The organism is Rhizobium sp. NXC24 (assembly GCF_002944315.1).
In the GTDB taxonomy this organism is placed as follows: Bacteria; Pseudomonadota; Alphaproteobacteria; order Rhizobiales; family Rhizobiaceae; genus Rhizobium.
Genome location: NZ_CP024311.1, coordinates 347224 through 360135, shown reverse-complemented (window position 1 = coordinate 360135; position 12912 = coordinate 347224). Strand labels below are relative to the sequence as shown.

Below are 12912 nucleotides of genomic sequence, written 5' to 3'. Positions count from 1 at the left end.
CCCGGCTCGGCATTCCGACCACCGTGTTTGAGACCGCATGAGCTAGCACACCATAGGAGGCTACATGTCGCCCGCAATCATCTTCCAGCTACATCTCGTTCTGGGTTACGTCCCCTGGCTGCTCTGCTTCGGAGCCTACGTCTGGCCGAAGCTCAAATCCATGGATCAGGTCGAAGCGCAACGCGCCATCGCCACGCTGCACAGTTTCCGTTTCTTCGGGCTGGTCTTCATTGTTCCCGGCGTCGTCGGCCCCAATCTGCCCGCCGGCTTCGCGATATCAGCCGCTTATGGTGACTTTGCAACCGGCCTGCTCGCCATGCTGGCGCTTCTCACCGTAAGGATACGTCCGCTCTTTTGGCTGTTCACCATTGCCTTCAATGTTGTGGGGACAGTCGACCTCATCGTCGACTACTATAATGGCACCCAATTCGACCTTCCCGGGTTCGCCGGACAGTTGGGCGCCACCTACGCAATCCCGATCATCTATGTGCCTCTATTGATGATCACGCATGTCGCCGCGTTCTATCTGCTGCTGCGTCCTCAGCCCGGAACGGCTCGGGCCATCGCCGGAGATGCGGCCGCATCCACGGACGCGTGACCCTCCGGGCGCGTTATGCACACGACCAACGTTCAGAAACCCAGGGATTGCTGCACGGGCTTCGGCGGCGCGAGCTGGACGCCTTCCAGTTCCAGCATGCGAGCCTTGGCGGTCGAACCGCCGGGCGCGGAGAAGCCGCCTATCTTGCCGCCGGCGGCCAAGACGCGGTGGCAGGGAATGATCAGCGCCACGGGGTTCTTGGCCATGGCCTGGCCGACGTCGCGCGCCGCTTCCGGACCGGCGCCGAGCTGTTTGGCTAGCGCGCCATAGGTGGTGGTGTGCCCCCACCCTACCTGCCTCGCTGCGGCATAGATCTGCTTGAAGAAATCGTCCTGCTCGCTGAGATCCAGTTTCACGCCGGAGAAATCGATTGTTTCGCCAGCGAAATAACGCTTTACGGCGGCAACCGCATCGGCGACATCGGGCGTCGGCGCGCTAGGTCGTGCATTTGGCAAACGGCGAAGCATGAGGCGCTCGGTCGCCTCAGCGCTTTTCGTCGGCAATTGGAAGCGAGTGACACCGATGTCGTTCCACGCAATCCCACAGAAACCACCGACGGTTTCGAAGATCAGATAATGTTGCCTTGTCTCGCTCATGGCAAAGTCTCCGTGTTTCCACTTGCCATGAAAATCGTGCCTCTGGCACCCGAATTCAACCCGATTCTTGCGCAGGCCGATTGTTGCCAACATTTTGCGGAGTGAAGGAAGCGATGCCGATGCTGCGACGGCAACATCCGCCACACCACTTCCCACCCAGCTTGGGAGCTTATCAATACCCTCCGCCGGCCGGAGCCGAATTCTGCGTCATGCCGCCGCCGGAGCCGGTGGTGGAGCAGGCGGAGACGCCGAGACCGATGAAGGCGAAAAGAACGGCGGAGAAGATGGTTTTGATCAACATGTGAGGTCATTCCCTTGTTGAGAGCGGGCCAAAATGCCCTGACCTGCGGTGAACAATCGAAGGGCAGTTTTATTCGGTGCTTTTTCCAAATCGAGGGATGCGATGAAATATCCGATCTTCCCGGCCAATTGCGGCCACTTCAATTTGTTCTCTATTTGTTCTTGATTTTAAGACTAGGCGACCGTAGGATATCAGCGCTCAGCAAGAACAGCACGAGGCAAGGCCGGCTGGCTTTGAAGCGATCTCATGAAGAACAACGCACAGCTTTCGCTCAATCTTGGCGGAGGATCACGAGTCAGGAAATCTGAAGCCGATCCGATGCATTCGGCTGGTCTTTATTTTGCTGTACTGCCTGATCGGGAGGTTGCTTCGTCAAGTGCCAAATTAGCAAGCGATCTGCATCGGCAATACCGTTTCTTCGCAAAGCCGCGCCCCTCGGATCTGTTTCATATTACGCTTTACCAGTTGGGCTCCTACGCCGGCATGCATGAGCCACCGCATGAGATCGCATTTGCGGCAATGCAAGCGGCGTCGACCGTCAGGAAGCCATCATTCCAAGTGGTTTTCGATCGAGCCGTCAGCTTCGGTAATGGCGACAATCGCCCCCTTGTCCTATGGTGCAAGGAAGGAAATGCGGAACTGAAAGCGCTGCGTCAAGAACTGGATGACGCAATGCGGTTCACCGGCTTTGCAAATAACGATAGAAGGGAATTTGAGCCGCATATGACCTTGCTATATCGGGGTCAATTGATTCCGGAAGTCGTGCTTGACGAACCCGTAGGGTGGACCGTCCGGGATTTTGTGCTGGTCCATAGCCTCCAGGGGGAAGGCAGGCACGAGCATCTTTGCTACTGGCTGCTGAACTAAGCCGGCTACAGAGGTCAGCCGTTCCCCACCGCCGGTGCAACCACCGCGGCCGCGTCGTCAACGCTGAAGCTGCAGCGATTTTCGAGATCGGTCATTCCGGCAGCGGCCATGAGGTCGCGGGCTTTATCATGAGCACGCGCGAATTGCACGCGGATGCCGGCAATGCGCATGGCATTGTCGAATTCCATCAAAGCGTCGAGCGCGGAGCTGTCGAGATCGAAGCTTTCCTCCAGACTCAGCACCACGGCCTTCAGTCCCGTTTCGGCGCGGCTGCGCATCAGAATCTCGCCAAGGATCATATCGGCATTTCCGAAAAACAGCGGCTCGCCGGGACGCCAGATCGCAATGCCGGGCGTTTCTATCGCCTCCGGGTGGCGGCTGACGTCGACGAAATTATGGCTGCCTCCCAGCCGTCCGAGGCGGGCGACATAGGGGGATGCCAATCGATGCATCATTGCGACGAGCGAAAGTACGATCGCCAGCAGCATGCCGTTGAGGACGCCGAAGATCAGTACGCCAGCCGCGGCACCGAGCGCGACATAGAAATCACGATGAAGCCGCCGCAGTCGAAGGATCGGGCCGGGGTCGAGCGCATGCGTGAGGGCCGCAATCACCACGGCGGCAAGCACCGGCTCCGGCAGCCGCGCCACCAGCGGCCCGGCGCAGGCGATCAGAATGGCAAGGCCGATGGCGGCAAAGACGGCGGTGGCCCGCGTCTTGGCCCCTGCCGCCTCACTGGCGAAACCTGCGGAAAAACCGGCGCCGACAGGCATGCCCTGGACGACGGCGCTGGCGATATTGGCAAAGCCCAACGCCCCCAACTCGCGATTGACCTCCAGAGCATCGCCGTAGCGCAGCGCCAAGGCCCGCATCGTACCCCAGGATTCGGCAAAGAGAATGAGCACCAGCGGCACGGTAAATTGCACCAGCCGCGAATAAGCGGGCCAGCCGGCATCGGGAAGCGAAGGCCATTGCGGCAGGACCTCGATCGTCCCGACCAACGCGACACCATGGCCGTCGAGGCCAAAGGCAGAAGAGGCGAGGATGCCGGCAGCGAGCACGAGGAAGGCGCCGGGGACGCCCGGCAGCCGCTTGAGCAATAGCAGTGCGACCAATGCCACGATGCCGACGGCAACGCTTGCGATGTTCCACCTAGGAATTGCCGCCAACAGCGCGCCGGCATAGCTGAAGATATTCGAGCCCTGCACGGGGACGCCGACGAGAATCGGGAGCTGATGCAGGATGATGGTAATCGCCAGTCCCAGGGCAAAGCCGCGCAACACCGGGCGCGAGATGAAGCCGGTAATGCCGCCCAGGCGCAAGGCGGCGGCGATGACGAAGAGGATGCCGGCCAGCGCGACGGCGATGGTCGCGAGGCTCGCCTTGACGGTGGCGTCTCCCGGAACAACCGCTAGCGTCGCCGCAAGAATGGCGGCAGATGAAGAGGTCGGTGAGACGATGGCGAAACGGCTGCGTCCGAAAATCGCGTAGACCAGACAGCCGGCAATACCGGCGAGGATCGCTCTATGCGGCGGCAGACCGGCGATACCGGCATAGGCGACTGCTTCGGGCAGCATCAGGCCGGCAACCGATATGCCCGCGATCACATCGGCTTTGTTTATCGCGGGCCAGCCGCCGAGCTTCGTCATCAATCACCGACCACAGGAATCGCCAATCTGTCTAGGTGTAGAGTTTCGCTGGCAGGCTGCAACAGGAAAGTAAGCATGACGAACCGTTGGCTTACGTGGCCCCGTCAGCCTCTCTCAATGGACACGTTCTGCCGATCGTTTCGCTGACAAAATCCATCACTGCGCGGATGGCCGGAGAGCGGCGCAGATCAGGATAGGTGACGAGCCAGAGATCGCGCGTGGGTGACGGGATCTCCGTCGGCAGACGCGTAAGCGCAGCTTCACCGTCGCCGAGAAAGGCGGGGAGCGCGACGACACCGAGACCAGCGAGCGCGGCTTGCAATTGACCGAAGACGTCGCCGGCGCGGAAAACGATCGGGCGGCCTGCAAGCAGGCTGCGCAGCCAGGTCTGCTGCGTCAGATGATCGAGCGCCGCATCATAGCCGATGAAGACCCAGCTCTCCTCCGGTGTTGCGGCAATCTCAGGGACAGCATAGAGCCCGAAGCGCATGACGCCGATGCGCCGCACCAGAAGATCGCTTTCTTCGGGCCGCGACATGCGCACGGCGACATCAGCCTCTCCATGATCGAGAGCGGCGCGACGGGTAACACCGGCGATCGTCAGCGTGATATCGGGATGTTCGGCACGAAAGGCGACCGCTTTCGGGGCGATGAGGTGGGCGGCGATCGATGGCGGCGCGCTGATCTTGACTGCGGCGGAAAGCCCCGCAACCGCGCTCTTTGAATAGCGTCTGATGGCCTCGACATTGTCCTCCATGCCGGCCACCAGCTCGGCGATCGCCCGGCCATCGGCCGTCAGCGGCGAGGTGCGCGGCCTACGGTCGATCAGGCGCAGGTCGAGCGTACGTTCTAGTGCGGCGATGCGCCGGCCGACCGTGGCATGGTCGACGCCGAGCTCACGCGCAGCCGCCGAGAGCGAGCCGGTCCGCGCCAGATAAGCGAAATGAAGAAGGTCCTGCCAATCGATCATCTGTGCATTATTGCACAGATACCGTGAACTCATACCGAATTTATTCAGACGCACCTTTGTGATCAAAAGCCCGTCTGAAAGGAGACCGTTCAATGCCCTTAGCCATCGCCATCACCGGTCCCGGCAGTCCCGAAACCATGACGCTCGTTGATCTTGCCATCACCGAGCCGGGTCCCGGCCAGGCCCGCATCCGCCAAAGCATTTCCGGCGTCAATTTCGTCGATATCTATGTCCGTTCTGGACTGTACCCTCTGCCGCCCGGCCAGACCGTTCTCGGCTTCGAGGGCGCCGGCATCGTGGAGGCAATCGGCTCCGGCGTCGAAGGTCTGTCGGTCGGCGATCGCGTCGCCTATGTCGGCCATCCGCTGGGAAGTTATGCGGAAGTGCGCACCCTGCCTGCCTCCCGGCTGGTGAGGCTGCCGGACGATGTCAGCGAAAGGCTCGCAGGCAGCACGATGTTGCGCGGGCTCACCGCCCATATGCTGCTCCACAAGGTTCATCCGCTGCAATCGGGCGAATGGGTGCTGGTGCATGCTGCAGCCGGCGGTGTCGGGCAGATCGTGACGCGCTGGGCCAAGCGGCTCGGCGCCAACGTCATCGGCACTGTCGGTTCCGAAGCCAAGGCGGGATTTGCCTATGAAGCCGGCGCCGACGCCGTTCTCCTGCATAATTCCGAGGATTGGGTGGAGGAAACGCGCCGCATCGCCAACCGCCGGGGCGTGCATCTCGCCATCGACGGCATCGGCGGCGCGATGCTGTCGCAGACGCTCGCCACCGTCCGGCCCTTCGGCATGGTCGCCAGCATCGGCCAGGCCGGCGGCCCCATTCCTCCGATCCAGATCGAGGAACTGACCGCCCCCCGCGCCATCGGTCTCGCTCGCCCGAGCGTATTGACCTACGCCAACGATCCCGATCTCTATCGACGGGGCGCCGAGGCGCTGATGATGGAATTGCAGGCCGGCCTGATCAATCCGATTGGCGCGGAATACGCACTGAAAGATGCGGCCAGAGCGCATGCCGACCTTGAGGCGGGGCGGACGACGGCAAGCGTGGTGTTGACGATGTGAACCCAAGGGCAAGGTGGCGCTATCGTCACCTTGTCTCCCTTCCCGCGGCCGGGCCTAGTGCGGTTCCCTTCCGCCACGGCGCTGAACACAATTGCTTGAAGACGCCATGAATTTTTGCTGCAAAGCAGCAATTTCATTGACCCCACCGTTTCCCGCCTGATACGAAATTGATCCGTGACGTCGCACGGTCGATGGGCCGTTGCCGCCACTCCTGTCCGGTACGAACCCCGATCCGCATGGCAAACAGCAAGGACACCGCGCGCGGTGCCCGCAGGCGATATCTCGTGAACACTGCCTCCCAGACCATCCAGTCCACCTCGACACTATCCCTCCTTTCCATCGTAGCGCTGACCTTCTTCGGCTATATCGCCATCGGCCTGCCGCTCGCCGTGCTGCCGACCTATGTCGACAGCGGTCTCGGTTTCGGCGTCGTCTGGGCCGGCATCACCATCAGCGCGCAATATGTGGCGACCATCATCAGCCGCGCACAGGTCGGCCGGCTTTGCGACCAGTATGGGCCGCGCCGTTCGGTTTTCCTCGGTTTCATCGCCTATGGATTTTCCGGCGCCCTGACGCTCGCATCGGCGCTGGTGACGGGTGCTCCGGTTCTGAGCCTGGCGCTGCTGCTTGTCGGCCGCTTGGCGCTGGGTGTCGGTGAAAGCCTGGTCAGCACGGCGGCGATTACCTGGGCGATCGGGCTGATGGGCGCGCGCGAAACTGTGCGCATCATCTCCTGGAACGGCATCGCCACCTATGGCGGCATCGCGCTTGCAGCACCCTTCGGCGCCTGGCTGGAGGGGCAATATGGTTTCTTCGCCACGGGCGCCGTGACGATCGGCCTGGCAATTGCCGGCCTGATGCTGGCGCAAACGCGGCCGGCCGTACCCGGCGTCAAGGAGAAGGGCATCGGCACCGGCCAGGTCCTCAGCCGTGTTGCGCCTTTCGGCGTGGCGCTGGCGCTTGCCTCCAGTGGCTTCGGCGTGGTGATGGCCTTTGTCGCTCTCTTTTTCCATAGCCGCGATTGGGATGGGGCTTCGCTGGCGTTGAGCGCTTTCGGCCTGGCCTTCATCGGCGTCCGCCTCGGATTGGCGCAAGCCGTCGCGCGCTTCGGCGGCTTGCCGCTGGCACGCGTCTCGCTGGTGGTGGAGATCCTGGGGCTGATGGCGCTGGCCTTTGCTCCCTCGCCCACGGTCGCAATCATCGGCGCAGCTCTTGCCGGAGCCGGCTTTGCACCGATCTTTCCGGCGCTCGGCAACGAGGCGATGGCGCACGTTCCAGCACAAAATCGCGGCGTGGCGCTTGGCCTCTATTCGGTTTTCCTGGATGTGGCGCTCGGAAGCACCGGCCCGATCGCCGGCCTGCTTGCCAATCAGTTCGGCTATACGGCACCCTTCCTCCTCGGTGCCGGCGCCGTCCTGCTCAGCCTCGCCCTGATCATGAGCCTGCGCAGGAGCGGCGGCCTATAGAACAGAAGCGATGACAAAGGCTCCGGAAGCGGAACCTTGTCTTTCGGCAGGCGGTGAAACAAGTTCTGATCCATCCGCGCGCCGCCTTCCCATAATTGTTGCGGACGGAGGCCACGACTTGGTATCGGGCCATCATAAGCAGGAGAGAAACACATGGACATTACGCACATCACTATCGACGGCGATACGCCGGGGATCGCGTGGCGGTTGCCCGTGTTGCATTTTTCAGGCAGCGAGCCGGATGCGCCGAAGGTCTATATCCAGGCGGCGCTGCATGCCGGGGAACTGCCGGGCACGGCGCTGGCCCATTTCCTCTGCGAGCGGCTGCGGCAGGCGGAGACGGAAGGCGCGGTTCTGAGCGATATCATCGTCGTGCCGCATGCCAATCCGATCGGCGCGGCGCAATCGCATTTCGGCGAAATGCAGGGCCGGTTCGATTTGGGCACGCGCACCAATTTCAATCGCGACTTTCCGCTGATCTCGGCGCGCGACCGCCATCTGCTGCTCGAAAACCTGGGGCGCTACCCGGCCGCTGACCGGCTGAAGCGGCAGCTCATCCATATGGCGCTTGCGGCCGATCTGGTGATCGACCTGCATTGCGATGACGAATCCCTGCAATATGCCTATATCGACGACGCCTTCTGGCCGGAGGCAGCCGATCTGGCGGCGGCGCTGAACATGGACGCCGTGCTGCTGTCGGATGGTGAAAGCTCCGCCTTCGAGGAGGCTGTCAGCTTCGCCTGGAAATACGAAGTGCCCGGCGAGAAGAAGGCGCGGCTACCGGGAAAACTGTCTGTGACCGCCGAATTGCGCGGCACGCGCGATGTCTATCCAGAGATGGCGAAGAGGGACGCCGAAGGGCTCTGGGGTTTCCTCGCTGCCCGCGGCGCAGTGCGGGATGAAGGCGTGAGCCTGCCGAGCTTTACCGGGCCCGCCGTGCCGCTCGACAATGTCGAGATAATCCGGGCGCCGCAGGCCGGTACCGTGCTCTTCCATCGCAATATCGGCGAACATGTCGATGAAGGCGATCTGCTGGCGACGATCATTACCGCTCCCGGCATGCCGAATGGGACGATCGATATCCATGCTCCGCAAGCCGGCCTCATCGTCACCCGCGTCTCCGATCGCCTCGTGCGCCGCCGCGGCGACTTGATGAAAATCGGCTGTGACAGGCCGAGCACGGCCGCCCGCAAGCCGGGAGCGCTGGAAGACTGAGGCACCTCAGCGGACGTATGACCGTCGAGCCGTCCCCAGACTTTCGCTCATCTCCGCTTGCGTGCTATGCGAGAGCGCACAGCAAGAGACGGATTCGACATGACGATTACCATTTACGGCATCAAGAATTGCGACACGATGAAGAAGGCACGGACCTGGCTGGAAGGCCATGGCATCGCCTATGATTTCCACGATTACAAGGCCGTCGGCATCGACCGCGACCATCTCGAACGCTGGACCGCGCAAGCCGGCTGGGAAACCGTCCTCAACCGCGCCGGCACCACCTTCAAGGCACTCCCCGAAGAAAATCGCGCCGATCTCACCAAGGACAGGGCCATCGCGCTGATGCTGGCCCAACCTTCGATGATAAAGCGCCCGGTGCTGGAGGCCGATGAAAAATTGTTGATCGGGTTCAAGCCGGAGATTTATGCAGGCATTTTCGGAAACTGACTAAAGCCAATTGGCTTCCAAAATGATAGCATATATGCTATCAAAAACTGATGAAAGTGGTCGTCGACACAAATATTTTCGTCTCAGCCATCATGAATGCGGATGGAGCTCCGCGGCATGTCATTCGTCTTTGCCTTGAAGGACACCTAATTCCACTAGTCGGTAACGCCCTCTTTGCTGAATATGAAGATGTATGCGGAAGAGATGCCCTCTTTGATGATCGGCTGATATCGAAAGACGATCGGATAGCCTTGTTGGATGCTTTCCTTTCAAGTTGTTTGTGGACCCCCATATACTATTTGTGGCGCCCGAATTTACGTGATGAAGCAGACAATCATCTGATCGAACTAGCAGTCGGCGGTGGTGCTTCAGCTCTGATAACGGCAAATAAGAGAGACTTCGCACGAGCTGAATTACTATTTCCACGGTTGGAAATCCGCACAGCAGGTGAATTCCTTACTCAAAGGAGGCTTTGACATGAGTACACTGACAATCCGCCTTCCAAACGATCAACATGAGCGACTGAAAGCTCTTGCCGCCGCCCGCGGCACGAGCCTCAACAAGCTTTTCGAAGAACTTTCAACGAAAGCGCTGACTGAGTTCGACGCCGAAACACGCTTCCGCCTGAGAGCAGCAAACGGTGATAGCGCGCGCGGATTGGAAATTCTTGAAAAGCTCGACCGCATTCATTCTAAGCGCGGATGAGATCCGCATCGCCAAAGACACCGGTATCCGCATGTCCAAAACCACCCGCGCCACGCAGGTGCTGACTCAGGCCAAGGTTGCCTTCACCGTCCATACCTATGACTACGATCCGAATGCCGAGCGTGTCGGCATGCAGGCGGCGGAAGCGTTGGGCGAGGAGCCGCATCGGGTGTTGAAGACATTGATGGCGGAGGTGGATGGCAAGCCGGTCTGCGTGGTTGTCCCCTCCGATCATGAGGTCAGCATGAAAAAGCTCGCCGGCGCGTTTGGCGGCAAATCGGCGGCTATGATGAAGCCCGCCGATGCCGAGCGGCTGACGGGTTATCATGTCGGCGGCATCAGCCCTTTCGGCCAGAAGAAGACGGTGCCGACGGCGATCGAGGCACAGGCGATGGCCGAGGCCTATGTCTATATCAACGGCGGCCAGCGCGGCCTGCAAGTGCGCCTTAACCCCCAGGATGCGCTGAGGATTTTGAAGGCGAAGGCCGCGCCGTTGATTGCCTGATCGTGCCAAAAGAACAAAACGGCCTTCATTTCCGTCGCAAACAAGTCTAAGTCTGGGACCGTTCTTCCGATCCTCACACGCAGGTTTGCCATGACGTTCGCCTCCCCCAACCATCATCCCGTCGATCCCGCCAAGCTGGAAAAGCTTGCCGAAGTGGCCGTGAAGGTCGGGCTGCAACTGCAGAAGAACCAGGACCTGGTTATTACCGCGCCGGTCGTCGCGATGCCGCTGGTGCGGCTGATCACCCGCGAGGCCTATAAGGCCGGCGCCGGTCTCGTCACCACGTTCTATTCCGACGAAGAAACCACGCTTGCCCGCTATGAATACGGCCATGAGGAGAGCTTCGACCGCGCCTCGAGTTGGCTCTATGAAGGCATGGCCAAGGCCTATGCCAACAACGCCGCGCGGCTTGCCATTTCCGGCGATAATCCGATGCTGCTCTCCGGCCAGGACCCGGCCAGGGTCGCGCGTGCCAATCGCGCCAACTCCGCCGCCTACAAGCCCGCACTGGAAAAGATCTCCAATTTCGACATCAACTGGAACATCGTCTCCTACCCCAATCCCTCCTGGGCGAAGTTGGTCTTCCCGGACGATCCGGAAGGCATCGCCGTCGCCAAGCTCGCCAAGGCGATCTTCGCCGCCTCGCGCGTCGACGTGCCGGATCCGATCGGGGCCTGGGCTGAGCACAATGCCAATCTGCACAAGCGTTCGGCCTGGATGAACGGCCAGCGCTTCGCCTCCCTGCACTTCCAGGGTCCGGGCACGGACGTGAAGATCGGCCTTGCCGATGGCCACGAATGGCATGGCGGCGCCTCGGTCGCCAAAAACGGCGTCACCTGCAACCCGAACATCCCGACCGAAGAGGTGTTCACCACGCCGCATGCGCTGCGTGTTGAAGGTCATGTCTCCTCGACCAAGCCGCTCTCGCATCAGGGCACGCTGATCGACAATATCCGGGTTCGCTTCGAAGGCGGCCGCATTGTCGAGGCGAAGGCGTCGCGCGGCGAAGAGGTGCTGAACAAGGTGCTGGATACCGACGAAGGCGCGCGGCGCCTCGGCGAAGTGGCATTGGTGCCGCATTCCTCGCCGATCTCGGCCAGCGGCATCCTGTTCTACAACACGCTGTTCGACGAAAATGCGTCCTGCCACATCGCGCTCGGCCAATGCTACTCCAAGTGCTTCATCGATGGCGCGACGTTGAGCCAGGAGCAGATCAAGGCCCAGGGCGGCAATTCCAGCCTCATTCACATCGACTGGATGATCGGCTCCGACAAGGTCGACATCGACGGCATCAAGTTCGACGGCTCGCGCGTGCCGGTCATGCGCAGAGGCGAGTGGGCGTAAGTCATCAATACCTTCGTTTCGATGGAGCGAAGGTATTTTCAGATATCGAGATCCACCCATACGGCCGCATGGTCCGAGGCGCCCTGTTTTTCCGCCGTCAGCTCCGGATAGACGTCCCAGCGCTTCGGCCTCGATCCCGGCCATAAGCCCCTGCGGAAAACGCCACCGCCTTGAACCTTGTCGAAAAGCGTCGGCGACAGGAAAAGATAGTCGATCTTGTTGGTGGTGTTGCAGAGGCCATAGGTACCGGGATAGCCGCCATCATCGAAGTCGGGATGGGTAAAGGCATCCTTCAGGGTGCTGGTGGTCAGCGGCTTCAGCGGCTGGCTATCGGGATAGTCGTTGAGGTCGCCGATCAAGGCGACGTAATCGACACCTTCCGTCAACAGCGCCTCGTAGATTTCCCGCGCCCGCTTCGCTTGCGTCCTGCGGCGGGCATCGGAAACCTGCACGCCGCCATAGCCCTTGCTTTTGAAATGGTTGACCAAAACGACGAGCGTCGCGCCGGCGGGCGTCGTAACACGATATTCGGCGCAATCCCGCGAGAAGAGCAGCGAACCATCCGGCATGCGATCATCGACATGGCTGCGCATGAAATCGATCGGGAAATCTTTCCGCGTCATGAGACCGACATCGATACCGCGCTCATCATTGCCGTCGATCACCATGACATGCGCGAAAGGATCGCCGCCGACAGCCGGCACGATCAATGAATTGAAGGAAGAGAGTGCCGGCCGGCCTTCGACTTCGACAATACCCAGCACATCGGCATTGACATCGCCGATGACGCGCGCCGTGTTGCGCATCGCCTCTTCATCCACCGGCTCTTCGCGCAGCTCCAGCGAGCCGACCCAATCGGCGCGGCCATCGGCGATGACGACGACACCGCCCGTCTTCGGCCGCGTCAACAGCGCACCGCGATTGCGCCGAAGGAGAACGAAGGGACCGGTATCGCTTTTCTCCAGGCCAAGCTGGACGATCAGTTCCGTCATCCTTTTCCGGTCGGCGTCGTTATAGCTCACTTGGCCGAGCAGGCCTTCGAGTGCGGCGAACTTCTCCAAGATCGGGCGGCCTTCATCCCAGCTATCGAGATTCATCGCCTTGGCGCGGTCGAACAGGTTTTCGACGTTATAAGAGGCCAACCTCATCGTATGGCCCTCCTAAAAAAACATGGTGTTA

General features: G+C 61.1%; 15 protein-coding genes. 10 read left to right on the top strand and 5 right to left on the bottom strand.

Annotation, left to right across the window (positions count from 1 at the left end; translation table 11 throughout):
* Positions 1 to 64: 64 nt before the first annotated feature.
* Positions 65 to 598, top strand: coding sequence for a hypothetical protein (locus NXC24_RS01755; RefSeq protein ID WP_104821725.1), 534 nt, complete (start codon positions 65 to 67; stop codon positions 596 to 598).
* 32 nt (positions 599 to 630) lie between these two features.
* Here NXC24_RS01755 and NXC24_RS01750 read toward each other — a convergent pair whose 3' ends face one another.
* On the bottom strand, positions 631 to 1194 hold the full coding sequence (locus NXC24_RS01750) for a methylated-DNA--[protein]-cysteine S-methyltransferase (protein WP_104824958.1): 564 nt from the start codon (positions 1192 to 1194) through the stop codon (positions 631 to 633).
* Between the two features lie 172 nt (positions 1195 to 1366).
* Entirely contained in the window at positions 1367 to 1495 is a 129-nt protein-coding gene (locus NXC24_RS36140) for a hypothetical protein (RefSeq protein ID WP_260303290.1), read from the bottom strand.
* Between the two features lie 246 nt (positions 1496 to 1741).
* On the opposite strand from NXC24_RS36140, the gene NXC24_RS01745 reads away from it, so the two are divergent.
* Positions 1742 to 2362 (top strand): 2'-5' RNA ligase family protein, encoded by a 621-nt coding sequence (locus tag NXC24_RS01745; protein ID WP_104821724.1) that lies wholly within the window; start codon positions 1742 to 1744, stop codon positions 2360 to 2362.
* Between the two features lie 14 nt (positions 2363 to 2376).
* Here the strand turns inward: NXC24_RS01745 and NXC24_RS01740 are convergent, their stop codons facing one another.
* The gene (locus NXC24_RS01740) at positions 2377 to 4011 is read right to left on the bottom strand and encodes a SulP family inorganic anion transporter (protein WP_104821723.1); all 1635 of its coding nucleotides are present in this window, start codon (positions 4009 to 4011) and stop codon (positions 2377 to 2379) included.
* A 91-nt stretch (positions 4012 to 4102) separates the two neighbouring features.
* Positions 4103 to 4981: a LysR family transcriptional regulator gene (locus NXC24_RS01735; RefSeq protein WP_104821722.1), complete on the bottom strand. Its 879-nt coding sequence runs from the start codon at positions 4979 to 4981 to the stop codon at positions 4103 to 4105.
* 92 nt (positions 4982 to 5073) lie between these two features.
* On the opposite strand from NXC24_RS01735, the gene NXC24_RS01730 reads away from it, so the two are divergent.
* The 8 genes from NXC24_RS01730 to NXC24_RS01695 all read left to right on the top strand — a co-directional run bounded on the left by NXC24_RS01730 (position 5074) and on the right by NXC24_RS01695 (position 11733).
* Positions 5074 to 6048 carry a quinone oxidoreductase gene (locus tag NXC24_RS01730; RefSeq protein WP_104821721.1) on the top strand — a complete coding sequence of 325 codons (975 nt, stop codon included), beginning with the start codon at positions 5074 to 5076 and terminating at the stop codon, positions 6046 to 6048.
* A gap of 284 nt (positions 6049 to 6332) precedes the next feature.
* Positions 6333 to 7514, top strand: a complete 1182-nt coding sequence (locus NXC24_RS01725) for an MFS transporter (protein ID WP_104824957.1) — start codon at positions 6333 to 6335, stop codon at positions 7512 to 7514.
* Between the two features lie 153 nt (positions 7515 to 7667).
* Positions 7668 to 8729: a succinylglutamate desuccinylase/aspartoacylase family protein gene (locus NXC24_RS01720; RefSeq protein ID WP_104821720.1), complete on the top strand. Its 1062-nt coding sequence runs from the start codon at positions 7668 to 7670 to the stop codon at positions 8727 to 8729.
* A 99-nt stretch (positions 8730 to 8828) separates the two neighbouring features.
* The gene (locus NXC24_RS01715) at positions 8829 to 9179 is read left to right on the top strand and encodes an ArsC family reductase (RefSeq protein WP_104821719.1); all 351 of its coding nucleotides are present in this window, start codon (positions 8829 to 8831) and stop codon (positions 9177 to 9179) included.
* Between the two features lie 50 nt (positions 9180 to 9229).
* The gene (locus NXC24_RS01710) at positions 9230 to 9655 is read left to right on the top strand and encodes a putative toxin-antitoxin system toxin component, PIN family (protein WP_104821718.1); all 426 of its coding nucleotides are present in this window, start codon (positions 9230 to 9232) and stop codon (positions 9653 to 9655) included.
* A 1-nt stretch (position 9656) separates the two neighbouring features.
* The gene (locus NXC24_RS01705; protein WP_104821717.1) at positions 9657 to 9884 is read left to right on the top strand and encodes a ribbon-helix-helix protein, CopG family; all 228 of its coding nucleotides are present in this window, start codon (positions 9657 to 9659) and stop codon (positions 9882 to 9884) included.
* Between the two features lie 31 nt (positions 9885 to 9915).
* A complete protein-coding gene (gene ybaK, locus NXC24_RS01700; protein WP_104824956.1) occupies positions 9916 to 10389 on the top strand; it encodes a Cys-tRNA(Pro) deacylase in 474 nt (157 codons plus the stop codon).
* Between the two features lie 90 nt (positions 10390 to 10479).
* The gene (locus NXC24_RS01695) at positions 10480 to 11733 is read left to right on the top strand and encodes an aminopeptidase (RefSeq protein ID WP_104821716.1); all 1254 of its coding nucleotides are present in this window, start codon (positions 10480 to 10482) and stop codon (positions 11731 to 11733) included.
* A gap of 38 nt (positions 11734 to 11771) precedes the next feature.
* Here the strand turns inward: NXC24_RS01695 and NXC24_RS01690 are convergent, their stop codons facing one another.
* Entirely contained in the window at positions 11772 to 12881 is a 1110-nt protein-coding gene (locus NXC24_RS01690; protein ID WP_104821715.1) for an endonuclease/exonuclease/phosphatase family protein, read from the bottom strand.
* Between the last annotated feature and the right edge of the window lie 31 nt (positions 12882 to 12912).

Coding starts and splice junctions, on each gene's coding strand:
- NXC24_RS01705 (WP_104821717.1), top strand. CDS start 9,657: ATGAGTACACTGACAATCCGCCTTCCAAACGATCAACATGAGCGACTG.
- NXC24_RS01735 (WP_104821722.1), bottom strand. CDS start 4,981: ATGATCGATTGGCAGGACCTTCTTCATTTCGCTTATCTGGCGCGGACC.
- NXC24_RS01730 (WP_104821721.1), top strand. CDS start 5,074: ATGCCCTTAGCCATCGCCATCACCGGTCCCGGCAGTCCCGAAACCATG.
- NXC24_RS01740 (WP_104821723.1), bottom strand. CDS start 4,011: ATGACGAAGCTCGGCGGCTGGCCCGCGATAAACAAAGCCGATGTGATC.
- NXC24_RS01695 (WP_104821716.1), top strand. CDS start 10,480: ATGACGTTCGCCTCCCCCAACCATCATCCCGTCGATCCCGCCAAGCTG.
- NXC24_RS36140 (WP_260303290.1), bottom strand. CDS start 1,495: ATGTTGATCAAAACCATCTTCTCCGCCGTTCTTTTCGCCTTCATCGGT.
- ybaK (WP_104824956.1), top strand. CDS start 9,916: ATGTCCAAAACCACCCGCGCCACGCAGGTGCTGACTCAGGCCAAGGTT.
- NXC24_RS01755 (WP_104821725.1), top strand. CDS start 65: ATGTCGCCCGCAATCATCTTCCAGCTACATCTCGTTCTGGGTTACGTC.
- NXC24_RS01745 (WP_104821724.1), top strand. CDS start 1,742: ATGAAGAACAACGCACAGCTTTCGCTCAATCTTGGCGGAGGATCACGA.
- NXC24_RS01720 (WP_104821720.1), top strand. CDS start 7,668: ATGGACATTACGCACATCACTATCGACGGCGATACGCCGGGGATCGCG.
- NXC24_RS01750 (WP_104824958.1), bottom strand. CDS start 1,194: ATGAGCGAGACAAGGCAACATTATCTGATCTTCGAAACCGTCGGTGGT.
- NXC24_RS01710 (WP_104821718.1), top strand. CDS start 9,230: ATGAAAGTGGTCGTCGACACAAATATTTTCGTCTCAGCCATCATGAAT.
- NXC24_RS01715 (WP_104821719.1), top strand. CDS start 8,829: ATGACGATTACCATTTACGGCATCAAGAATTGCGACACGATGAAGAAG.
- NXC24_RS01690 (WP_104821715.1), bottom strand. CDS start 12,881: ATGAGGTTGGCCTCTTATAACGTCGAAAACCTGTTCGACCGCGCCAAG.